21 protein-coding genes and 1 tRNA gene are annotated in these 20,511 nt (G+C 52.7%); 6 read left to right on the top strand and 16 right to left on the bottom strand.

What is annotated here, in order from left to right; genetic code table 11:
• Positions 1-71 precede the first annotated feature (71 nt).
• The 5 genes from ispG to CGZ75_RS00855 form a co-directional block, all read right to left on the bottom strand.
• Complete coding sequence (ispG, locus tag CGZ75_RS00875; protein ID WP_089522278.1) at positions 72-1,181, bottom strand: flavodoxin-dependent (E)-4-hydroxy-3-methylbut-2-enyl-diphosphate synthase; 1,110 nt, start codon at positions 1,179-1,181, stop codon at positions 72-74.
• Positions 1,182-1,307: 126 nt separating this feature from the next.
• Entirely contained in the window at positions 1,308-2,564 is a 1,257-nt protein-coding gene (clpX, locus tag CGZ75_RS00870; RefSeq protein ID WP_089522276.1) for an ATP-dependent protease ATP-binding subunit ClpX, read from the bottom strand.
• Between the two features lie 24 nt (positions 2,565-2,588).
• Complete coding sequence (clpP, locus tag CGZ75_RS00865; RefSeq protein WP_089522274.1) at positions 2,589-3,185, bottom strand: ATP-dependent Clp endopeptidase proteolytic subunit ClpP; 597 nt, start codon at positions 3,183-3,185, stop codon at positions 2,589-2,591.
• Between the two features lie 232 nt (positions 3,186-3,417).
• Entirely contained in the window at positions 3,418-4,719 is a 1,302-nt protein-coding gene (tig, locus tag CGZ75_RS00860) for a trigger factor (RefSeq protein WP_089522272.1), read from the bottom strand.
• Between the two features lie 98 nt (positions 4,720-4,817).
• Positions 4,818-5,657 (bottom strand): hypothetical protein, encoded by an 840-nt coding sequence (locus CGZ75_RS00855; protein WP_245850653.1) that lies wholly within the window; start codon positions 5,655-5,657, stop codon positions 4,818-4,820.
• A 313-nt stretch (positions 5,658-5,970) separates the two neighbouring features.
• On the opposite strand from CGZ75_RS00855, the gene CGZ75_RS00850 reads away from it, so the two are divergent.
• Both CGZ75_RS00850 and CGZ75_RS00845 read left to right on the top strand, forming a co-directional pair.
• A tRNA-Arg gene (locus CGZ75_RS00850) sits at positions 5,971-6,047 on the top strand.
• 227 nt (positions 6,048-6,274) lie between these two features.
• Positions 6,275-6,700 (top strand): EamA family transporter, encoded by a 426-nt coding sequence (locus tag CGZ75_RS00845; RefSeq protein WP_089522268.1) that lies wholly within the window; start codon positions 6,275-6,277, stop codon positions 6,698-6,700.
• 82 nt (positions 6,701-6,782) lie between these two features.
• Here the strand turns inward: CGZ75_RS00845 and CGZ75_RS00840 are convergent, their stop codons facing one another.
• The 3 genes from CGZ75_RS00840 to CGZ75_RS00830 form a co-directional block, all read right to left on the bottom strand.
• The gene (locus CGZ75_RS00840; protein WP_089522266.1) at positions 6,783-7,817 is read right to left on the bottom strand and encodes a FecCD family ABC transporter permease; all 1,035 of its coding nucleotides are present in this window, start codon (positions 7,815-7,817) and stop codon (positions 6,783-6,785) included.
• Positions 7,817-8,881, bottom strand: a complete 1,065-nt coding sequence (locus tag CGZ75_RS00835) for a FecCD family ABC transporter permease (protein WP_089522264.1) — start codon at positions 8,879-8,881, stop codon at positions 7,817-7,819. Before CGZ75_RS00835 ends, CGZ75_RS00840 begins: the two co-directional genes overlap by 1 nt.
• Positions 8,882-9,109: 228 nt before the next feature.
• Positions 9,110-10,063, bottom strand: a complete 954-nt coding sequence (locus CGZ75_RS00830) for a DNA-binding transcriptional repressor DeoR (protein WP_089522262.1) — start codon at positions 10,061-10,063, stop codon at positions 9,110-9,112.
• Between the two features lie 179 nt (positions 10,064-10,242).
• Between CGZ75_RS00830 and CGZ75_RS00825 the strand changes: the two genes are divergently transcribed.
• Positions 10,243-11,175, top strand: coding sequence for a YihY/virulence factor BrkB family protein (locus CGZ75_RS00825; RefSeq protein ID WP_089522260.1), 933 nt, complete (start codon positions 10,243-10,245; stop codon positions 11,173-11,175).
• 96 nt (positions 11,176-11,271) lie between these two features.
• Here the strand turns inward: CGZ75_RS00825 and CGZ75_RS00820 are convergent, their stop codons facing one another.
• Positions 11,272-11,613 carry a hypothetical protein gene (locus tag CGZ75_RS00820; protein WP_089522258.1) on the bottom strand — a complete coding sequence of 114 codons (342 nt, stop codon included), beginning with the start codon at positions 11,611-11,613 and terminating at the stop codon, positions 11,272-11,274.
• Positions 11,613-11,957 (bottom strand): hypothetical protein, encoded by a 345-nt coding sequence (locus CGZ75_RS00815; RefSeq protein WP_089522256.1) that lies wholly within the window; start codon positions 11,955-11,957, stop codon positions 11,613-11,615. The genes CGZ75_RS00820 and CGZ75_RS00815 overlap by 1 nt, the downstream gene beginning before the upstream one ends.
• 161 nt (positions 11,958-12,118) lie before the next feature.
• Between CGZ75_RS00815 and asnB the strand changes: the two genes are divergently transcribed.
• Positions 12,119-13,963, top strand: coding sequence for an asparagine synthase (glutamine-hydrolyzing) (gene asnB / locus CGZ75_RS00810; protein ID WP_089522253.1), 1,845 nt, complete (start codon positions 12,119-12,121; stop codon positions 13,961-13,963).
• 188 nt (positions 13,964-14,151) lie between these two features.
• Positions 14,152-14,664 carry a YjcZ family sporulation protein gene (locus CGZ75_RS00805; RefSeq protein ID WP_089522251.1) on the top strand — a complete coding sequence of 171 codons (513 nt, stop codon included), beginning with the start codon at positions 14,152-14,154 and terminating at the stop codon, positions 14,662-14,664.
• Between the two features lie 73 nt (positions 14,665-14,737).
• Here the strand turns inward: CGZ75_RS00805 and rdgB are convergent, their stop codons facing one another.
• The 3 genes from rdgB to CGZ75_RS00790 form a co-directional block, all read right to left on the bottom strand.
• Positions 14,738-15,391 carry an RdgB/HAM1 family non-canonical purine NTP pyrophosphatase gene (rdgB, locus tag CGZ75_RS00800; RefSeq protein WP_089522249.1) on the bottom strand — a complete coding sequence of 218 codons (654 nt, stop codon included), beginning with the start codon at positions 15,389-15,391 and terminating at the stop codon, positions 14,738-14,740.
• The gene (gene rph, locus CGZ75_RS00795) at positions 15,388-16,134 is read right to left on the bottom strand and encodes a ribonuclease PH (RefSeq protein ID WP_089522247.1); all 747 of its coding nucleotides are present in this window, start codon (positions 16,132-16,134) and stop codon (positions 15,388-15,390) included. Before rph ends, rdgB begins: the two co-directional genes overlap by 4 nt.
• A gap of 194 nt (positions 16,135-16,328) precedes the next feature.
• Positions 16,329-17,411: a GerMN domain-containing protein gene (locus CGZ75_RS00790; protein WP_089522245.1), complete on the bottom strand. Its 1,083-nt coding sequence runs from the start codon at positions 17,409-17,411 to the stop codon at positions 16,329-16,331.
• 145 nt (positions 17,412-17,556) lie between these two features.
• Between CGZ75_RS00790 and CGZ75_RS00785 the strand changes: the two genes are divergently transcribed.
• Entirely contained in the window at positions 17,557-18,111 is a 555-nt protein-coding gene (locus CGZ75_RS00785; RefSeq protein WP_089522243.1) for a phosphatidylglycerophosphatase A family protein, read from the top strand.
• Between the two features lie 83 nt (positions 18,112-18,194).
• On the opposite strand, the gene CGZ75_RS00780 is transcribed toward CGZ75_RS00785, so the two are convergent.
• From CGZ75_RS00780 to CGZ75_RS00770, 3 genes are read right to left on the bottom strand one after another with little or no spacing between them, the layout of a single operon-like run.
• Entirely contained in the window at positions 18,195-18,551 is a 357-nt protein-coding gene (locus CGZ75_RS00780) for a cupin domain-containing protein (protein ID WP_089522241.1), read from the bottom strand.
• A 40-nt stretch (positions 18,552-18,591) separates the two neighbouring features.
• Positions 18,592-19,653, bottom strand: coding sequence for an MBL fold metallo-hydrolase (locus CGZ75_RS00775; RefSeq protein ID WP_089522239.1), 1,062 nt, complete (start codon positions 19,651-19,653; stop codon positions 18,592-18,594).
• Positions 19,650-20,402 carry a class I SAM-dependent methyltransferase gene (locus CGZ75_RS00770; protein ID WP_342745633.1) on the bottom strand — a complete coding sequence of 251 codons (753 nt, stop codon included), beginning with the start codon at positions 20,400-20,402 and terminating at the stop codon, positions 19,650-19,652. The genes CGZ75_RS00775 and CGZ75_RS00770 overlap by 4 nt, the downstream gene beginning before the upstream one ends.
• Positions 20,403-20,511: the final 109 nt, after the last annotated feature.

Below are 20,511 nucleotides of genomic sequence, written 5' to 3'. Positions count from 1 at the left end.
TTGAACAATTTGAGGAGTAATTGCTAAAAAGCCGTCCAACCCAGATGGGCCGAACGGCTTGTTCATACGAATTAGGCAGGCAGATGTTCTTTGCGGCCCGGAATTTCTCCGGTCGCTTCATACACCCGAACGATCTCGTCGATTTCTTTTTTGAGCTCGGACAGCAGCTCAGTCTCCGGAACTTTGCGGATCATCTCCCCATAACGGAAGAGCATTCCCTCTCCGCGCGCACCAGCGATGCCGATATCAGCCTCGCGAGCTTCACCAGGTCCATTAACTGCGCAGCCAAGCACCGATACTTTGATCGGCACCTTGATTTTGGAAATGTACTCCTCTACCTCATTGGCAATGGAGAACAAATCGATATCAAGTCTGCCGCAAGTCGGGCATGAAATGAGCGTCGCTGCGTTCGTAATGAGACCAAACGTTTTGAGCAGTTCGCGGGCGACTTTAACTTCCTCAACTGGATCGGCGCTGAGCGAAATGCGCACCGTGTTGCCGATGCCCATCGCGAGTAGCGCTCCAATGCCAGCCGAGCTCTTAATCGTACCGGAGTGCAGCGTACCGGCCTCAGTAATACCCAGATGGAGCGGGTATTTGATTTTTTCGGCAGCCATGCTGTAAGCGGCGATTGCCATTGGCACATCGGATGCCTTCAGGGACACGATAATGTCGTGGAAATCGAGCTCTTCGAGAATACCAATATGGAACAAAGCACTCTCCACCATCGCCTCTGGCGTCGGATAGCCGTACTTCTCCAGCAAATGATTCTCTAGAGAACCAGCATTAACGCCGATTCGAATTGGAATGCCTTTTTCCTTACAAGCCTTAACGACCGCTTCCACTTTCTCGCGACGACCGATATTACCAGGATTGATCCGGACCTTGTCTACCCCATTTTCAATGGACAGCAGGGCAAGGCGGTAGTCAAAGTGAATATCAGCAACTAGCGGAATGTTAATCCGGCTTTTGATAGCCTTGATCGCTTCAGCTGCCTCTTTGTTGTTGACCGTTACACGTACGACTTGGCAACCGGCTTCCTCAAGACGAAGAATCTCGGCGACAGTTGCTTCCACATCCGCCGTTTTCGTTGTACACATACTCTGGATGATTACTTCATTGCTGCCGCCGATGGTCAGATCACCAACACGGACGGGGACAGTGTCCTTGCGAGAATACATAGACGTCATCTCTCCCTATGAAATGTCAAAGTCCACCCCGTCCCAGCTTCTGAAGAGCCAGGGAGGGTGGAACGATGACGGGTTTGGACGATGCAGCCGTCATCCTATGCCTTTACAGCGTTCAGATCAGGCGCTCTCTTCTTTTTTCTTGCCTTTTTTGGTGGTGAGCTCCGGAATGACCCGATCCTGCACAACCTTCTCGGTAATGACACAGGTGCTGAGCTCATCGCGAGACGGAGCTTCGTACATAATTTCCAGCATGATGCCTTCGATGATCGCACGCAAGCCACGAGCTCCTGTATTACGCTTAATCGCTTCCTTGGCGATGGCATCAAGCGCGCTAGCTTCAAACTCAAGCTTCACGTTATCCATCTCAAGCAGCTTCTGGTACTGCTTCACCAAAGCATTCTTCGGCTCGGACAGAATACGTACCAAAGCAGGCTCATCCAATGGCTCCAAAGTGGAGATGACCGGCAGACGGCCGACAAACTCTGGAATAAGACCGAACTTCAGCAGATCCTCTGGCAACACCAGGGAAAGGTACTCGCCGGCTTTCATATCTTTGGTGCCGTCGCCTCCAGTGCTGAAGCCGATGACTTTTTTGCCAATACGACGCTTGATGATCTGCTCCAGGCCGTCAAAGGCACCGCCGCAGATGAACAGAATGTTCGTCGTATCGATCTGAATGAACTCTTGATGCGGATGCTTGCGTCCACCTTGAGGAGGAACAGATGCAACCGTACCTTCGAGAATTTTGAGCAACGCTTGCTGTACACCTTCACCGGATACATCACGAGTGATGGATGGGTTTTCGGATTTGCGAGCGACCTTATCGATCTCATCGATGTAGATGATGCCGCGTTCGGCCTTCTCCACATCGTAGTCCGCAGCTTGGATCAGCTTAAGCAGGATGTTTTCAACATCCTCGCCCACGTAGCCGGCTTCCGTAAGGGAAGTTGCATCGGCAATCGCAAACGGAACATTAAGAATTTTAGCCATCGTCTGTGCAAGCAATGTTTTACCGGAGCCCGTAGGACCAACCAGCATAATATTACTCTTCTGCAGCTCGACATCCTCAAGCTTATTCTGCGAGTTAACCCGCTTGTAGTGGTTGTAAACCGCTACACACAGAGACTTCTTCGCAGCTTCTTGACCGATAACATAAGAATCCAAAATGGCGCGAATATCTTTTGGCTTCGGAATGTCCTTGAGGTCAAGCTCTTCCTCATGGCCGAGCTCCTCTTCGACGATCTCCGTGCAAAGCTCGATACATTCATCGCATATATAGACGCCAGGACCCGCAACTAGCTTGCGGACCTGATCCTGAGACTTACCGCAAAAAGAGCACTTCAACTGGCCCTTCTCTTCGTTGAATTTAAACACTCAATCACCCCTTAAAGGAAGATGTTACAAGATACCCGCTTCCGGCACGGCAATGACCTTGTCGATCAGACCGTAGGCAAGAGCCTCGTCGGCGCTGAGGAAGTTGTCGCGATCGGTATCGCGCTCAATCTTCTCATACGGCTGTCCCGTACGGTCGACGTAAATCTGGTTAAGCTTCTGCTTGGTTTTGATAATCCAGTCCGCGTGGATCTTAATATCCGAAGCCTGCCCGCGAACGCCGCCAAGCGGCTGATGGATCATAACCTCACTGTTAGGAAGCGAGAAGCGCTTGCCTTTGGTTCCTGCTGTCAGCAACAGGGAGCCCATGCTCGCCGCCATGCCGACGCAAATTGTTGATACATCCGGCTTGATGAACTGCATTGTATCATAGATACCCATGCCCGCGGTTACCGAACCGCCGGGAGAGTTGATATACAGATGAATATCTTTCTCCGGATCGTCGGCCGCGAGGAAGAGCAGCTGGGCAATGACGGAATTCGCAACATCATCATCGATTGCGCTGCCCAGGAAAACGATCCTGTCTTTGAGAAGACGGGAATAGATATCGTAAGAACGCTCACCGCGATTTGTCTGTTCGACTACGATCGGTACCAAATTCATGCGACCAACCTACTTTCCACTTTGGAGTTCAGATACATCTTCATTTTAACACGTTTGAAGTACCCATGTCATTTTTGCCGATTCTAGGCTGGCGCTGCTGTGATTCCATTCTTATGTACGGGGAAGCATCCCCATTCCTGCGGACGGCAGGAGGTTTAACTTATGTGAGATATACTGGTAAAAATAAGACACGTGCAGAACACGTGCCTTACGGAATGCATGGAAAGTCGAATTAAGCGACTTCCGTTGCTGTTTTACTGTTATCAAGAAGGAACTTGATCGTTTTGCGAAGCTTCAGATCTTCCTTCATGTTGTCCAGGTTGCCATTGCGCTCGAAAATCTCGCGCAGTTCAGCTGCCGGACGGCTGTACATTTTGGAGAGGTTCTCGAGTTCCTCGTTCACTTCTTCTTCGGAAACTTCGATGGACTCTTGCTTAGCGATAGCGTCAAGAACAAGATTGTTCAGAACGCGCTTCTCGCCATCAGCACGCATTTGATCGCGCAGAGCCGCCTCGTCTTGGCCGGAGAACTGGAAGTACAGCTCCATGTTCAGACCTTGTTGTTTGATACGGTTTTCGAAGTCGCGCAGCAGGAAATCTACTTCGCTGTTGATCATTGCTTCCGGAATCTCTACTTCTGCGGAAGCAGCAATCTTGTCAACGAGAGCCGTCTCGCGAGCTTGCTCGTCTTCTTTCTCTTTGCGCTCTTTCAGCTTAGCGGAAAGATCTTGTTTGTACTCGTCAAGCGTGTCGAACTCGCTGACGTCTTTTGCGAACTCATCGTCAAGAGCCGGCAGGTTTTTGCGTTTAATCTCATGCAGCTTCACTTTGAACACGGCTGGCTTGCCAGCAAGGTTCTCAGCATGGTAGTCCTCAGGGAAGGAAACTTCAACATCCTTGAAATCACCAGTAGCAAGACCTACAACCTGCTCCTCGAAGCCAGGAATGAAGGAGTTCGAACCGAGTTCAAGGGAATAACGCTCCGCTTGTCCGCCTTCGAAAGCCTCTCCGTCCACGAAACCATCGAAGTCGATTACAACCGTATCGCCATTCTCAGCCGCGCCTTCTTCTACGACAACGAGTTCTGCATGACGCTGTTGCAGACGCTCCAGCTCAGCCGCCAGCTCTTCTTCGGAAACTTCGCTGTTTGCTGCAGGAATTTCGATGCCCCTGTAGTCGCCGAGTGTCACTTCAGGTTTAACCGTAACTTTTGCCTTGAACTTGAACGATTGGCCTTTGCCGAATTGCTCGACGTCGATCTCTGGACGGTCAACTGCCTCGATGCCGGATTCTTTCAGAGCATCGGAGTAAGCTACAGGCAGCAGGATGTCAATTGCATCTTGGTACAGGCTTTCCACGCCGAAGCGGGATTCAAAGATGGAGCGAGGCACTTTGCCTTTACGGAAACCAGGAACATTAACTTTTCCTACCACTTTTTTGAAAGCTTGATCAAGTGCGTCCTTCACTTGCTCGGACCCAACTTCAACGTCGATAGACACGACGTTCTTTTCTATTTTCTCCCATGTAGCTGTCATTTATGCTTTCCCCTCCAAAAATAGGCGCCAGGCGCTGATTATCCACGTTTAATAAACCATTCCATTATAATAAACTGGGCGCATGATTACAAGACAAGTCAATTCTCGCCGTAACCTTCCTGTAAATCCGTAATTTGCCGCATGGACCGGCTGGCCTGCTCATAGCGGAAGCGAAGTTCATCGGTAATGCCATATGTATGCCTGATCTCGTCTTCATCTGCCGTCCCGTATACTGCAAGCAGGAGCGTTTGATGCAGTGCTGCCGCGTAACTATCGACAACAGCCTCCTCCTCGCTGAGCATGCGGGTATAGGCGGAGCTGCCGTATAGATACTGGAGACATTCTTTCCATAGCTCGCGCGCAAAATGAGGCAGTGTCGGATCCATCGTCTCCGTCACGCTCTCAACCCGGCCAAGAATCCGTCGTACCGGTTCCGGATAGTCATCCAGGTCCAGCGGCGTCCACTCGATCTCTAGCTCAGTGGACTCTCCAAGCCGATCCAGTCGAAGCGTGCCGGAATCGCCCCGACGACGCAAACATTGCAAAGCTTTGAATTGCACCACCGGATGCAACGGCTCCTGCCCCAGCCATTCCCGAATTGTCACGTCCACCTCCGGGCTGCGCAAATGGGCGGCCCGTTCCAATGCTAACAACTGTTGATCCAACATTGGATGATTCTTCATGATGTAGAGCACCTGTTGCACATAAGATTCATCTTGTTCCGACGGATTCAGAGCTGTTTGACGAAGGTCCTCCTCACTAGGATCATCAGGTGCACCCGCGCCCTGCCCGTCGCTATCGGGAAAAGCCATCTCAAGCCAAGAGAGCAGATTGCCCCATTCTTCATAATGTCGCTGATCCTCTCCACGGCATTGAAGGAGGAATTGGAGCACACGTTTAGCCTCGCTGTATTGTTCCGCTTCCAGCAGACGGGTCAACTGTTCCTGGTAATGATCCAGCGTATTTGGAAATAAGTAAAGGTTGTCTTTTTCCCCTCGGGAAGAATCATTGGATGTCGTAATGCTACCACCGCCTCATCATCTGTGACGCCCTTCATTCACCAAAGTTTGGCTACATTATAACACGCGCCCGTTAAAAGGAAAAATTACAGTGCTTGTGGCAGATTCGCTACCTGATTCAACGGAAGTGGACATGCCGTTTAGAAAAAGACTTGATTAATACATGATCTTCCTGTAATATCAGGAAGTATCGTTTTTTGATCTTGTCGGCGTTGAGCCACTGCTTGTTTTTGTCCCGGTAGCTCAGTCGGATAGAGCATGCGCCTTCTAAGCGCACGGTCAGGGGTTCGAATCCCTTCCGGGACGCCATAGCGTTCAATTAAGTTCAATTTAATAGATCAAGCAAAAGCCCGTAACCCTTGATTATCAAGGGTTACGGGCTTTTTTGGGTTCTTAATTCACCTCGGCAAGCTCGAACCTTTTTTCAGTACCCCTCGCCATTTCTATGGGATTTTGGATTATTTCAGCCATACCATGCAAACTATAAAACATCCGAACCAGTAACCCAGCCCGCTCGGGCATAGGAGGTTTTACGTATGATGTGGCTTCCCTACGCTTTGCTCTCCGCTGTATTTGCAGCGCTAGTCTCGATTTTCGGCAAAATTGGGCTGAAGGATCTGGACGCGAATTCCGCCACGGCGCTTCGCGCCATCATTATGGCGGCCTTCCTCGTTGCGGTTGTCATCGTCCAAGGAAAATTCGGACAGATGGGAGAAATTCTCGGCCAGCGCAAGGCGCTAACCTTTATCGCTATGAGCGGTGCCGCTGGTGCGCTCTCCTGGCTGTTTTATTTTATGGCGCTGAAGGTCGGCGCTGTATCCCAGGTCGGTCCGATCGACAAGCTAAGCGTCGTGTTTGCGATTGTGCTCGCTATGCTGTTCCTTGGTGAAAAGATTACCGTGTGGAACGGCATCGGCGTCGTTATGATAGCCGTCGGCGCAATTTTAACCTCGATTAAATAGATGCAAAAAAATAAGGCTCCATTACTACCGCAACGGCTGCGGTAGTAGAATGGAGCCTCTTTGATGTACATAAGAGTAAATCTTAGGCACGAGAACGGGCCATCAGATACAGGAAATAAGGAGCCCCGATGACCGCAACGACGATCCCAGTTGGAATCTCAGAGCTCATCGGTAGAGCGCGGGAAACCGTATCGGCGACGAGCATCAGCAACGCTCCGCACAGGGCTGAAGTCGGTAACAGCGCCTCATGCCGCGGGCCAACGAGTCGGCGGGCGATATGAGGCCCGATCAGGCCGACGAAGCCAATACCGCCGCTCACCGCGACGCAGGCGCCAGCCAGGCCAGCGGCTACCAGCAACAGGCGGCTGCGATCACCGCCAACTCTGGCTCCAAGGCCGCTGGCAAGCTGATCGCCAAGAGCGAGCACATTAAGAGAGCGAGCCTTTACCATCATGTAAGCGCCTAAAACAATAACCCAAGGTAGCAGGGCGAGCACAAAAGTCCAGGTGGAGCCCCAGATGCTTCCCGCCATCCAGGTGGCGGCGAATTGATATTTTTCCGGGCTGATCCGGAGCATCAGTACGATGGTCACGGAACTGATCGCAGCGGCGATCGCGATCCCGGTAAGAATCAGCCTGGACGGCATGATTCCCTCACCCTTTTTGTAGGCTAGTCCAAAAATAATAAGCGCCGTCACGCAAGCGCCGACGAGGGCTAGTATCGGTAGTGCAAAAACGGGAGCCGCGTCGGTCGTTGGATAAAACGCGATGAACAGTAAAACGACGAGTCCTGAACCGGCATTGATGCCGAGGATACCGGGATCAGACAACCCATTGCGCGAAATTCCTTGCAGAACACAGCCTGAAAGAGCCAAACCGGCGCCCACCAGCAGCGCGATACAAATACGCGGCAGACGGAATTCGAATAAAATGAGCTCCTCCTTGTCCGTACCGCCACCGAACAACGTGTTCAGAACCGTTCCCGCTGACATGCGGAAGGACCCGGCATTCATACTGATCAGGAAAACAATCGCAATAAGAATGAGCAGCACAGCCAGCATAAACAGCGCCTTACTTCTGCGGCGGCGTGCCGACTGATGTAACATTTCAGTATCCATTACAGCTCCCTCCTTTCGCGACGCGCCAAATAGAGGAAGAAAGGAACGCCGATCAACGCGATCAAAGCCCCAATCGGAGATTCAAAAGGCGGAGCGATCATACGGGAGGCGATATCAGCCAGCACGATCAGAAGCGCGCCGAGCACAGCGGAAGCCGGAATGATGTAGCGATAATCCACTCCGACCATATAGCGCGCTACATGAGGAATTAGCAAGCCAACAAAAGCAACTGCGCCCACAGCGGATACAGCTGTGCCTGCCAGTACAAGCACCAGAATAAGAGCGAGCACACGGGTTCGCCCGATGTTCAAGCCGAGGCCCGAGGCGACTTCTTCCCCGAGGCTTAACATCGTAATCGAGCGTGACATCATCATCGCTCCGGCCAGCGCCGCGGCGGTCCAAGGTAGAATGGCATCAAGTTGCAGCCATTTGGTGCCAGCCAAACCTCCCGCATACCAGAAGGCCAACTCCTGCCCGATGCGGTAATAAATCGCAATCCCTTCGCTAAGCGCCGTAAACAGGGCCGATACGGCTGCTCCAGCCAGCACAAGACGTACCGGCGTTAGACCGCCGCGCGACAGCGACCCGATGCCATAGACGATCCCTGAGGCTACGCCTGCGCCAACGAAACACCATACAATGATCAACATAAACGGCATTCCAGGAGCAAAAGCAAAACAGAGCGCCAAAGCCAAGGCAGCACCTGAATTGAGCCCTAAAAGGCCGGAATCGGCCAGTGGATTACGCGTCATCCCTTGCATTAGCGCTCCGGCAACAGCGAAGCAAGCCCCAGTCAATGCTCCGGCCAGTGCTCTAGGCATTCGCAGCTCGTGAACGATCAGATGCTCTTGCAACTCGGGATTGTAATTGAACACGGCTTCCCAAACTGTAGCGAGCGAAACATTCGCCGCGCCGACCGAAATAGAGAGCGCCAGAGAGAATGCTAGTGCTATCAGCCCTCCCAAAATTACGACAACGGCAATTGCCGGTCTCGATTTGACGGGCAGAGTGTCACCCTGATTAGAGCCGCCTTCCCGCAAGGCAGATGGTGAAGTAGTAGGCATGAAAAATCCAATCCCCGTTTCTAGTTGAAAAAGATTATCATTATCAAAAGGTAATTATAAGCGATGATAGACCATATGGATACCCCATGAAGAAAGTTTGTCCGCTCTAATATGTGCCGAGATGCTTCGAACTTTAGGGTGAATGGATGGAGCTACTTAGCTCAGCTCGCAAACTTACGCCAGGCTGCCCTCAGGCAGCCTGGCGTCAATTAATACGTACCTTTCCACCTAGCTGGAAACAGACTGTTCCCGCTCTAACAGATACAGGGCCGTAAATGTATCGGTTACTATCGTTTTGGGATAGCCACCCCGAACTGCGGCATAAACCGCATCGGCTTTATTAATGCCGCCTGCGACTAGAATCGCATGTTTCTTGCTTTTTAGCTCTTCCAGCTCAATGCCAATCGTGCGCGCATCCAATTCCTTTAGGCAGATCTCCCCATCGATATCGATGAAGCGCGAGCAGATATCTCCTTTACCGAGGCGGTGAATAACATCAAGCTCAGTTTTACTAAGATAGTTGGCTCTGACAAGCACGGAATCCACTGTAGGCACGCCTACCGTAAATACAGCAATATTCGCCTTCCGTCCAATTTCGAGAATTTTGGATATGTGACGGTCAGCCTCGATCGCCTGCTTAACAAGCGGCTGGTCAACTATTGCCGGCAACGGCAGCAGATGCGGCGTCGTATTGAATGCGCCTCCAAGAAGATGCATGATTTCGGAAGCATAGGTGTTCGTCTCCGAATAGCTAAGTCCGCCATTCAATTGTACGACATTGACGCCACGCACATTTTTGACCGGCAGTCGTTGTGCGATCTCGTACAGCGTTGTTCCCCATGTAACGGCAATCGTATCGCCGTCCCGAACGATCTCATATAGGTATTGGGCCGCCGCTTCTCCAATATACTTTTTAACAACGTTGTCCTCATGGGACGGGGTGCTCACGACAATTGCTTTCTCCAAGCCAAAGCGCCGCTCCAGATGCCGACAGATCATGTCGTTGTTCTCCAGCGGATCATGAATCGTAATCTGCACGATGCCGTCCGCCTTAGCCTGCTGAAGGAATCTCGATACCGTAGGCCGTGAAACTCCCAGCTTCTTAGCGATATCCTGCTGGCTGAAGTCCATCTGATAGTAAAGTCTCGCCGCTTCCACAATCTTCTCCAGCTTTTCTGACATATCCCCACTCCGTATCCGATCCGTAACTGGATTTATGGGTAAATTATAAAATCCTTTAGTAGTGAAAAGCAATGGAAATTCCAGATCATGTATGACAAGCTCTCTGCTGGGGCGTTTTCAGTCCATAGTTGAGGGGTAATGGAGTTGCAAATAACCTAATTAGAAACGGAGGGGTTCCGATGCCGTCAAAATCGTCCTTCACGACGAAAACCATCGCATTCGGCAAAAATATGTTTTCCCGGTTTCAGGATGATGAGGTTCCCGCTCTGGGCGCTCAGATAACCTATTACTTACTGTTATCGTTCTTTCCGTTTCTCATCTTCCTGGTCAGCTTGCTCGGATATTTGAATCTCAACGGGGATGAGCTCATCAATGAATTCATTCAAATGCTGCCCCAGGATGGAGGTAACACAGTCCGTACTATTCTCAGCGAGGTATCCGTCGGAAGCAGCGGAACGCTCCTGTCGATCGGGATGATGGGCACCATATGGGCAGCCTCCAATGGGATCAATGCGGTCATTAAAGGCATCAACAAAGCCTATGACGAGGAAGAGAACCGCCCTTTCTGGAAAGTGCGCGGCATCTCGCTGCTGGCTACACTCGTACTGGCAATCGTGATTATCCTTGTTGTTGTGCTGCTTATTTTCGGCCGCGTCATCGGTGAATATATGTTTCAAAAGCTGGATTATCCCGCTGGCTTCGAACCGATCTGGACCGTCGTCAGCTTCCTTCTGCCGCTGGCCGCGATGATTTTGGTATTCACACTGCTCTACTGGATCACGCCGAATCGCAAGCTGAACTTTCGGGATGTGCTGCCGGGAGCATGTTTTGCCACGATTGGTTGGATCGTTACCTCTATTCTGTTTTCGTTTTATGTCAATCAGTTCGGCAACTATACGAAAACTTACGGCAGTCTTGGAGGTGTCATCGTGCTGCTGGTCTGGCTCTATCTCAGCTCCATCATCATCGTGCTGGGCGGTGAGATCAATGCGGCGCTTCGTTTCGATCAAGAGGGGATTAAAAAAAGACCGCCCATCAAGTCATTCGGGTTCAAATTTTTCCGCAAACCCGCGAACCGAGGCCCAGGTGGTGATAAACATATTCCCTTTTAGTGGGTTGGGTTTTCTATATTCGCTCAGGTAATCCAAAAGCCCGCCAGGATTCCCATCCCGGCGGGCTCTTTATATTCAGCTTATTCGTCCAGCCGCTTAGCGGAGCAATCGTTTCAAATCTTCACGGACTTGGCCGCTTTCCAGCACTTGCTGCTTGAAGGTCTCGCGGCGGCCCCAGTCCGTTTTTAGGGATTCATTTTCAAACCATTGCATCGTAATATCCTCATAAGCTGTGTGCATGCTGTTGTCGAACCAGTCTGTCAACAGATCGGCATCGCTGCGCACAATGGACACGAGATCGTAGTCCCGATCCTCCGAATGTTGAAAATAAGCCAGCACCTGTTCGCACTGAGGGTCATCCGTCTGCACCTTTACCTCACCGCTTGGCCTGCCTTCCTTGTCCACCACGCGACTGACATGAGCCTCAATGACATTCATTACTGGAGCCCTCCGATGTTGAGATTCATGGTGGCGATATGCCGCCGGGTTTCCTCTGTGCCGAGCCGGTTGACCAGCGTGTAGATTTGCTTGAGAATCCCTTCATAGCCCTGATTGATTTCCTCCAGGCTGGCTGACCCAAATGGACTTCTATGAAAATGAACCATCGATGCTTCGTCCATACTGGAAAGCTCCGCAAACAACGCTTTGAGCCCATCCTTTTCCTCCTCGGTCGCATAGATGGCAAGCTCATAGGCAGCCGCCTCGGAATCCTCCAACACCTGACCAGCGCCAACCGCCACATAATAGGTCTTGCGTTGACCTTCCTGATTGTTATGGCTCATCGCTCGCCAACGCTCCTTCCTTGTCCCGTATCCACGTTAATCCGTCATTTCCCCCGTAGTTTCTCCCTGCGGACAGACATGTTATGCCCCGATTCTGCATATTCATGGTCATATGTCGCTTTGCGTCGCAAGCTTACGAACAAGAGAGGACTGAACCCCCCATGTGCGGATTCACCGGATGGATCGATTGGACTCGCGACCTGACCTTGCACAGCGAGGACTTGGAAAAAATGACCACAACTCTAGCGCTCCGGGGACCCGATGCTTCAGGAACATGGATTTCTGGCCCATGCGCCCTTGGTCATCGGCGTCTGTCGGTTATGGACCCTGAAAACGGCGCTCAGCCGATGATTCGCAGTCAGGACGAAAATAAATTCGTCATCGTTTATAACGGGGAGTTGTACAATGCCCCAGAGCTAAAGCGGGAGCTTGAAAGCAGAGGCCGCAGCTTCACGACAACCTGCGACACCGAGGTGCTGCTGACCGCCTATATGGAGTGGGGACCGGCTGCCGTAGAAAAATTCAACGGCATTTTTGCTTTTGCCATCTGGGACGACAAGGAGCAGAAGCTTTTTCTTGCGCGCGACCGCGTTGGCGTCAAGCCGCTGTTCGTCAGCCAGGCTGGCGGACAGTTTATTTTTGGCTCGGAGCCGAAGGCGCTGCTGGCCCACCCGGCAGTTAAGAGCGATGTCGGCGCTGAAGGCATCGCCGAGCTGTTCATCGTTGGCCCAGCCCGGACGCCGGGCGTTGGCGTCTATAAGGATCTGACCGAGCTGCTGCCGGGCAAATGCATGACTGTTGACCGCAGCGGTACGCGCGTGCATACGTATTGGGAGCTGACCAGCTGGGAGCATGAGCATAACGTCGAGGAGACGGCACAGCGTATCGGCGAGCTGCTGCGGGATACGGTGGAGCGCCAATTGGCTTCCGATGTGCCTGTTGGCACGCTTTTGTCCGGCGGGCTAGATTCCAGCGCGCTGACGACGCTTGCGGTGGACTTTTACAACCGGGCTGGCGCCGGATCAATAGATACATTCTCGGTCGATTATGTGGACAACGACAAACATTTCAAGTCGCATGCCTTCCAGCCCAACGCCGATGAGCCCTGGATTCAAAAAATGGTGGAGTATCTCGGCACCTTGCAGCATGACATCAAGTTCGATACGCCTGAGCTGGTCGCTGCTCTGGACGACGCCTTGAGCGCACGCGACCTGCCTGGCATGGCCGACGTGGACGCTTCGCTGCTGCTGTTCTGCCGTGAAATCAAAAAGCATGTCACCGTCGCCATCTCCGGCGAGGCTGCGGATGAGGTGTTTGGCGGTTATCCATGGTTCCATCGCGAGGAATCGCTGAACGCCGAAACGTTCCCCTGGGCGCTCGCTTCCCCGATGCGGGCGGAGCTGCTGTCGCCGGAAATGCGCGAATGGACGAAACCGCTCGATTATATCGGCGACCGTTACAGCGAGGCCGTAGCAGCTGTCCCCCATCTGAGCGGCGAGAACGAGCTGCAACGCAAAATGCGCGTAATGTCGTACCTCAACATCACGCGTTTCATGCCGACACTGCTCGACCGCAAGGATCGCATGAGTATGGGTGCGGGGCTGGAGGTTCGGGTTCCCTTTTGCGATCATAGACTGATCGAGTATGTATTTAATGTCCCCTGGGAGATCAAATCGTCCGGCGACCGTGAGAAAGGCATTCTGCGCCAGGCGCTGCGCGGCGTGCTGCCGAATGATGTGCTTTACCGCAAAAAAAGCCCCTATCCAAAGACGCATAATCCAAACTATTTGAACGCAGTTCGTTCAAAACTGTTGGATATATTGGATGACTCCAGCTCCCCGATTCTGCCGCTGATCAATGCCGCCAAGGTGCGCGAAATTGCCCAATCCGATGCGGCCAGCTCCAACATCCCCTGGTTCGGCCAGCTGATGAGCGGTCCGCAGTTGTTCGCTTACCTGTACCAAGTGAATCGCTGGCTGATGCAATACAACGTTTCAATTAAATAAAATCATGATGGTAGAAAAGTGAGCCAAATAAGCTATAGCGCCGCTCAGGATAATTAATCCTGGCCGCTATGGCTTTTTTTTCTTCCCTTACTGCCGTTCGCCAGAAACCCAATTTTTCTATCAGTCTGAACTATTCTACGAATTCCTCATATTTTGTTATTAAATAGACGTAATAAGGAGAAATGGATATGAGTGACAAACGAGCTGAAATCAGTACCTTTAGAGGTTCTACATGGGGGCTAATTCTGGTTTTATTTATTCTGCTGGTCATTGTGGAGCGTCTCTTTCAAAAGAGTAATTTACAGGGGGACTATGTTCAGATAACAGAGAGATCCATAGGATTTAACGTTCTAAACAGCACCAGCGAATACACATTAATTGCAACAGAATTAACTGGAAGCTTTGAATCGCCTGCTCCTCCGCTGCATGAAATCGGTCCGGGCAGTCGCTATAACTTTCAAGTAACTTCAAATAAAGCTCCTAACTGTGGATTGTTATATGAGTGCGATGGAAGGGCTGTCGCTAGATATGATATAGTTTCCCGAACAAATGATATTGTGGGTACTGTTGAGTTTATCATGCATGTCATACCAAACGGGATCGGTAATGGTCTTTTGCCAAGAAGCGCCGCTACTGTAACCGACCCCTTTCAATACAGAAGAGGCGATACTTTCGTCGAAATCCAAAATCCATCGCTATAAGGTAAATAAGGGGCCGTCCCTAGGCCATCTAACGATGACTTTCATGGACGGCCCGTTCTTTTCGTTGAGCGTGTTATAGCCGGACGCCGGTTTGCTCCAGTTTGTCCAGCAGCTGACGCAGCGCCCCGCCGCGATGGCCGATCCGTTGCTTTTCCTCGACGCTCAGTTCGGCAGCGCTGCGTCCCTGCCCGGGAATCCATAACAGCGGGTCGTAGCCGAAGCCATAATCGCCGCGCGGACGCTCCAGAATATAACCTTCCAGCGCGCCCTCGCTCTCGATAAAATCGTCCTGCTCCGGCATGTACAGCGCCAGCGCACACCAGAACCGGGCCGAGCTGAGCAGTCGCTCGCCTTCCGGGCGCTCTGCAGCTTCGCTTGCGACTTCCGCGCCAACAACGCCAAGCTCCTGCAGCAGCTTAGCGTTGTTGGCGGCATCCGTCGCTCCAGGACCGGAGTACCGGGCGGAATAGATGCCTGGCGCGCCGCCGAGCGCATCGACGATGAGGCCGGAATCGTCGGCCAGCACTGGAGCGTTCAGCAAGCGCCCAAGCGTTCCGGCCTTGATGCGGGCGTTGGCGGCAAAACTGTCGCCGTCCTCAACGATATCCGGTACGGCGGGATAATCCTTCATGCTGCGCACCTGAAGGTTAAGCTTGGCGAAGGCATGGGCGAATTCTTTTATTTTGCCGGCATTGCCAGTGGCGACGACGACGCAGCCTCCGCTCATGCCTGCACCGTCCCGATGCGGGCTCCCGCAGCGCCGAGCGTTTCTTTTTGAATGGTGATCAATTCGCGGATACCTTTTTCTCCAAGCTCCAACAGTGCGTTAAGCTCCTCACGGGAAAAAGGCTCGTCCTCACCGGTGCCCTGCAGCTCAACAAACTTACCGCTGCCGGTCATCACCAAATTCATATCGACCTTCGCACGGGAATCCTCCTCGTAATGCAGGTCCAGACGTGGCTCACCGTCGATGACTCCTACGCTCGTGGAGGCTAGAAAATCCGTCAAAGGATAAACGGGGAAATTGACCGTTTTAGCCAGCTTGTCAATGGCCAAAGCAAGCGCGACGTAACTGCCTGTGATGGCGGTTGTGCGCGTGCCTCCATCCGCTTGCAGCACGTCGCAGTCCAGCGTCAGCGTACGCTCGCCGAGCGCCTGCAGATTAACGACGGAACGCAGCGCGCGTCCGATCAGCCGCTGGATCTCCATCGTGCGGCCGTTCACTTTGCCGCGCTGGGATTCACGCTGGTTACGCGTATGCGTGGCGCGAGGAAGCATCGAATACTCGGCGGTTACCCAGCCCTTTCCCTGCCCTTTCATGAAGGGCGGTACCCGCTCTTCCAAAGAGGCGGTGCACAGCACCCGCGTATCGCCGGCCTCTATTAACACGGAGCCCTCTGCGTATTTGTTCACATTTATCGCCATCTGTACCGGTCTAAGCTGCCCCGGTTCCCGTCCATCGGATCTCATTTTAACTGTACTCCTCCTTAAAGGCATGACTGCAATAGCCCCCATTGTAGCAGACCCGAACAGGAAAATCATCCCGGCCCCATCTGATAAGCAACTTGATAAAAGCTCCAGAAATCAGTAAAGACCCATGCGCAAGGGCATGGGTCTGTTGATTCAACCTAATCGAAAAAGCGCTAAGCTATTTGACGATCAGACTAGGACTTGAACGCGTTTAGCTGTTCCGGACGGCTAACCGGCTCCGTGTAGGACATATTAAGGTCATCTTTGAAGTCGGATGCACCGTTCAGCTTGATCTGTACCTGGCCGATTCCGGCGTTCTCTGTGAGCGACAGCACAACGGCGTTCATCATTTCGGACGGAGCAACATCACCCTTTTTGTACTCTGCATCCAACAAGTCCAGCGTTAGGGTACCTTTGTTCTGGGTGACTTTCGCGCTCACATTAGGCAGCCACACCGGAATAAGACTGCTTTCCTCCAGCGGGCCTGCCGCCAGCTGATCCAGCGCTGCAGTCAGCTTGTCGGTTGTGCGTGGTACGAGACGTGTTACAGGTACGAAGTATGGATCTCCGGCTTCCGTCTTGCTGGAGAAGTACAAGGTTACCGGAGTGGACAGGGTATAGTCGACGCCGTCCTCCGCTTCCAGATTAATGCCGATAGAGCGGGAAAGCGCGCGATCCAGCGGGAATTGGCCTATCGGCATTTCCGGCAGCTTTTCGCCTTCCTCCCACAGCTCTACGCTCTGGATGCCTTCCATTCCCGTCAACGTATAGGTGATAGCCTCGAGAATACGACGCTCATCCTGCTCATTGTAATCGGCAAACTGCTTAGAGAATTCAACCGAGGCCAGCTTTGTTTTAGCATCAACTGCGACATTCAGAATCTGGGTTCCTTTAGGCAACACAGCGGTGAATCCCGCTGGCAACAGCTTAGAATAAGCTCCGCCGTCTACGAGCAGCTCCAGTGCCTGAGCCTGAGGTGTAAGCTTGCTGTCCAGCTTGGCCTGGATCGTAACCGGAGCCAAATAACCGCTTTCGTCCTTGAGGTATACCGTCAGCCCGGTCCCTGTTCCTTGTGCGGATACTTCGGCGGAGCCGGTTCCTGCTGCTGCGTTCTCTCCGTCTATTCCAGTAATAACAGAGCCATTTACTCCTTGAGGCGGGTCGATTTCTTTGCTTTCAGATGGAGAGAACCAACCGCAACCGGCAACTACAACCGGCAATGTAAGGGCCCCCGTCAAAGCTGCCCTCCGAATCCATTTGTAGCGCTGCTTTTTCATTTCCAATATCCTCCCTTGGTTACCGGCCGCTTTTGCGCTGCCTGGTGGTACTAGCCCTTTTGTAGTACTATTTGTATGGGTTGTACCAGACTTTTAGACCAGCTTGTTCCAAAAACACAAAAATCTACCCAAGGGGGATAACCGCATGTCCAATCCCGGAGAATATGCCCTCAACAGCAAAGCTGTCGCCCAAGCTACCGCAGAGTGGCTGGCCAAGCGAGGTGTGACCAAGCGTGAGATAGCTGAGCTGACCTTGTTCTTGCAAAAGGATTACTATCCCGATCTTACGCTCCGAGAATGTGAAGAGAACGTAGATGCGGTGCTCTCCAAGCGCGAAGTGCAAAATGCGGTTCTGACCGGCATCCAGCTCGATTTGCTGGCTGAGGAAGGCAAGCTGATGGCTCCGCTGCAAGAGATGATCCACAACGATGAGGGCCTTTACGGCTGTGACGAAATTCTTGCTCTATCCATCGTTAATGTATATGGAAGCATTGGACTCACGAACTTCGGTTACGTCGACAAACTGAAGCCAGGCATTCTCGTGCGTCTGAACGACAAACATGACGGAGAAATTCATACGTTCCTCGATGACATTGTCGGTGCAATTGCCGCTGCTGCAGCGAGCCGTATCGCCCATCGCAAACAGGCCGAGCGTGAAGAGGCCCGCGGAGAGCGCGGCGAGGATGTTCAACTCCCTTAAGGTTGATATAGGCCATGAAAAAAGACTGTTTCTGCATACCGCCTACGGCGGCAAACAGAAACAGTCTTTTTATCGTTTTCCCTTCAGAATGAAGCCAGCTCCTCCATCTCAATGACAAGCTCTTCGCCTTCGGCCATAATGACGGTCATGCCGCTTTTTGTACCGGATTCATGTTCCTCTCCAGCTTCCCAAAAAGCTGCTTGTCCAGCACGAATTGCAATCCGCTGACGGTCCGGTCCGCTGACCCAGCCCTCTCCGTCGATCAACAGGAACAGCTGGCTGACCGCGGCCGGATGACGGCCGACGACTCCCCCCGCTTCCAAATGTAAACTGCTAATCTGGATGCGGCCATCATGCCGAGTAATACCGGAGAACATAACGCCCTTGCTCTCAAAAGCATCTACAGGACGTTCCTGTCCCGGCAATTCGTAGATCTTCATCGGCTCTCATCCCCCTCCCGCAGGCTGCTGCGGACTACGACTATTCGCCGCCTCTCTCTGGATCTCCTGCCGTCACAGCCCGGAAGCGCACAAAGCCTCCTTCGTCCCCCTGTTCTGCCTTTCCTTCATTTTCGAGATAGGCTAGATGGGCCAACGTTTCAGACATCGCGAACCTCAGATTGTGGATGTTGCGACGCAAATGGGAGCCGAATTCAAGCTCACATAGCTCGAATGCGGTTGCCGCCTCACGTTGCCGCAGCAGCCCCAGCAGATGCTCCAGTCGGCGCTCATGATGTCCAGTGATCTCTCTCGCTCGCCGGGCCAGATCAGTGAACGGCGCGCGATGGCCAGGATACACTCTTTCCGTCACATAACCGGAGAGATCCTGCAGACTCGTCAAATAGGAGTGCAACGGATTTGCATCTTCCTCCGGACCCGGCACAAGGCTGATGTTCGGAGTAATACGCAGTAACACCTGGTCGCCCACAACCATTGTACGGCTGCTCTCACTATAAAAGCACAGCGCCCCGCCAGCATGGCCTGGAGCATCAATCAGGCTCCAGTTCTCGCCTCCTAGCTCTAGACGACTGCCCGCCGTCAAATAGGACACTTCCGGCTGCGGCTCGACTCGCTCCCGGAACGATTGCAGATGAGGCTCCAGCTGTTCCAGCAGCTCCGCCGGCATGCCATGCCGCCCGAACCAATCCCCCAGCTCCAATGGAAAACGGCTGCCCGCCCCCCACATTCGCTTAGCATAGCGATGCGCCTTCTCCGTCATCCATACGGGACAAGCAAACTGCTGCTGGAACCATCCAGCCAGTCCATAATGGTCTGGATGCTGATGCGTCAGCAGCACGCGGCGCAGCGCTCCCTGCCGGATGCCCAGCTTATCCAGCTCCGCAAGCCACAGAGCACGGGCCTCCTCTGTATTCAAACCGGGATCGATAACCGTCCAGTCGCCTTCCGGCTCCGGCACGAGATAACTGTTGACGAACCGCAAGGAGTACGGCAATGGAACGCATACCCGCAGCCATCCGCTCGGGAGCAGCTCCGTCACTACAGTCGCCTCTCCTGGCGATTCCTCCGGAAGCCGCTCGATCATGGCCGTCTCCCAGTCATAATCAGTCGTTTCGAGGACGCTCGGTCATAAGGCTCCCGGCCATAACCTCCACATACAGAGCCTAGCTCCAGCCCCGCTCTTTCGAGCGCAGCGCGGAACCAGTCCTCATCCAGTAGAGAGACATTTTCGGTATATTCCCGAATATCGCCGCCCTCCGAATTTGAAAGCCTGATACATTTAACGACTCTGCCCTGTTCGATCTTCCTTTTCTCTACGATTACCGTATCACTTTCCTCGTCGTTTCGATGGGATTCCGGTACGAGCGTCGCTTTTACCTGCTCTGAATTCAAAAAATCAATCAGGAAGCGTCCTCCCGGCTTGAGAATTCGCCTCATTTCGCGCAGCACCTGAACATGCTCTTCGTCCTTTTCAAAATAGCCAAAGGAAGTGAACAGATTCACAACAGCGTCAAACTCCTCGTCTTCAAAGGGAATCTGGCGCATATCGCCGTGTACCCACGTTACGGCTTCGCTCTCCTCCTGATTGCGAGCCTCCTCTAGCAAAGCTTCGGACAGATCCATGCCAACAACACTGTACCCTAGCTTGCTGAGCGCCAAGGAATGACGGCCCATGCCGCAGCCGATATCAGCAATTCGTGCCCCCGGCCTAAGATCCAAGCCAGCTACCAGAAGGGCTACCTCCCGCTCCGCCTGTTTCCAATCCCTATGTCTGTATACGATTAAATAATCTTCTCCAAAACTGCGTTCATACCATTCTGACAAACTTTCCACTCCTTCGTCCGGGCTATGGGCCCACCGATCTCTTTGTCCTGCTATTGTACTGCATGACCCACTTATCCGGCAAAATCAGGAACATACTTTATTGACAGAGGCGGCATAC

The sequence above is a fragment of the Paenibacillus herberti genome, from assembly GCF_002233675.1.
In the GTDB taxonomy this organism is placed as follows: domain Bacteria; phylum Bacillota; class Bacilli; order Paenibacillales; family Paenibacillaceae; genus Paenibacillus_O; species Paenibacillus_O herberti.
This window is presented reverse-complemented; position numbering and strand designations above follow the sequence as displayed.

What these genes read in the sequence shown, in the direction of transcription:
- ispG (WP_089522278.1), bottom strand. Translation starts at nt 1,181, where the DNA reads ATGTATTCTCGCAAGGACACTGTCCCCGTCCGTGTTGGTGATCTGACC.
- clpP (WP_089522274.1), bottom strand. Translation starts at nt 3,185, where the DNA reads ATGAATTTGGTACCGATCGTAGTCGAACAGACAAATCGCGGTGAGCGT.
- tig (WP_089522272.1), bottom strand. Translation starts at nt 4,719, where the DNA reads ATGACAGCTACATGGGAGAAAATAGAAAAGAACGTCGTGTCTATCGAC.
- CGZ75_RS00845 (WP_089522268.1), top strand. Translation starts at nt 6,275, where the DNA reads ATGATGTGGCTTCCCTACGCTTTGCTCTCCGCTGTATTTGCAGCGCTA.
- CGZ75_RS00840 (WP_089522266.1), bottom strand. Translation starts at nt 7,817, where the DNA reads ATGGATACTGAAATGTTACATCAGTCGGCACGCCGCCGCAGAAGTAAG.
- CGZ75_RS00835 (WP_089522264.1), bottom strand. Translation starts at nt 8,881, where the DNA reads ATGCCTACTACTTCACCATCTGCCTTGCGGGAAGGCGGCTCTAATCAG.
- CGZ75_RS00830 (WP_089522262.1), bottom strand. Translation starts at nt 10,063, where the DNA reads ATGTCAGAAAAGCTGGAGAAGATTGTGGAAGCGGCGAGACTTTACTAT.
- CGZ75_RS00825 (WP_089522260.1), top strand. Translation starts at nt 10,243, where the DNA reads ATGCCGTCAAAATCGTCCTTCACGACGAAAACCATCGCATTCGGCAAA.
- CGZ75_RS00820 (WP_089522258.1), bottom strand. Translation starts at nt 11,613, where the DNA reads ATGAATGTCATTGAGGCTCATGTCAGTCGCGTGGTGGACAAGGAAGGC.
- CGZ75_RS00815 (WP_089522256.1), bottom strand. Translation starts at nt 11,957, where the DNA reads ATGAGCCATAACAATCAGGAAGGTCAACGCAAGACCTATTATGTGGCG.
- asnB (WP_089522253.1), top strand. Translation starts at nt 12,119, where the DNA reads ATGTGCGGATTCACCGGATGGATCGATTGGACTCGCGACCTGACCTTG.
- CGZ75_RS00805 (WP_089522251.1), top strand. Translation starts at nt 14,152, where the DNA reads ATGAGTGACAAACGAGCTGAAATCAGTACCTTTAGAGGTTCTACATGG.
- rdgB (WP_089522249.1), bottom strand. Translation starts at nt 15,391, where the DNA reads ATGAGCGGAGGCTGCGTCGTCGTCGCCACTGGCAATGCCGGCAAAATA.
- rph (WP_089522247.1), bottom strand. Translation starts at nt 16,134, where the DNA reads ATGAGATCCGATGGACGGGAACCGGGGCAGCTTAGACCGGTACAGATG.
- CGZ75_RS00790 (WP_089522245.1), bottom strand. Translation starts at nt 17,411, where the DNA reads ATGAAAAAGCAGCGCTACAAATGGATTCGGAGGGCAGCTTTGACGGGG.
- CGZ75_RS00785 (WP_089522243.1), top strand. Translation starts at nt 17,557, where the DNA reads ATGTCCAATCCCGGAGAATATGCCCTCAACAGCAAAGCTGTCGCCCAA.
- CGZ75_RS00780 (WP_089522241.1), bottom strand. Translation starts at nt 18,551, where the DNA reads ATGAAGATCTACGAATTGCCGGGACAGGAACGTCCTGTAGATGCTTTT.
- CGZ75_RS00775 (WP_089522239.1), bottom strand. Translation starts at nt 19,653, where the DNA reads ATGATCGAGCGGCTTCCGGAGGAATCGCCAGGAGAGGCGACTGTAGTG.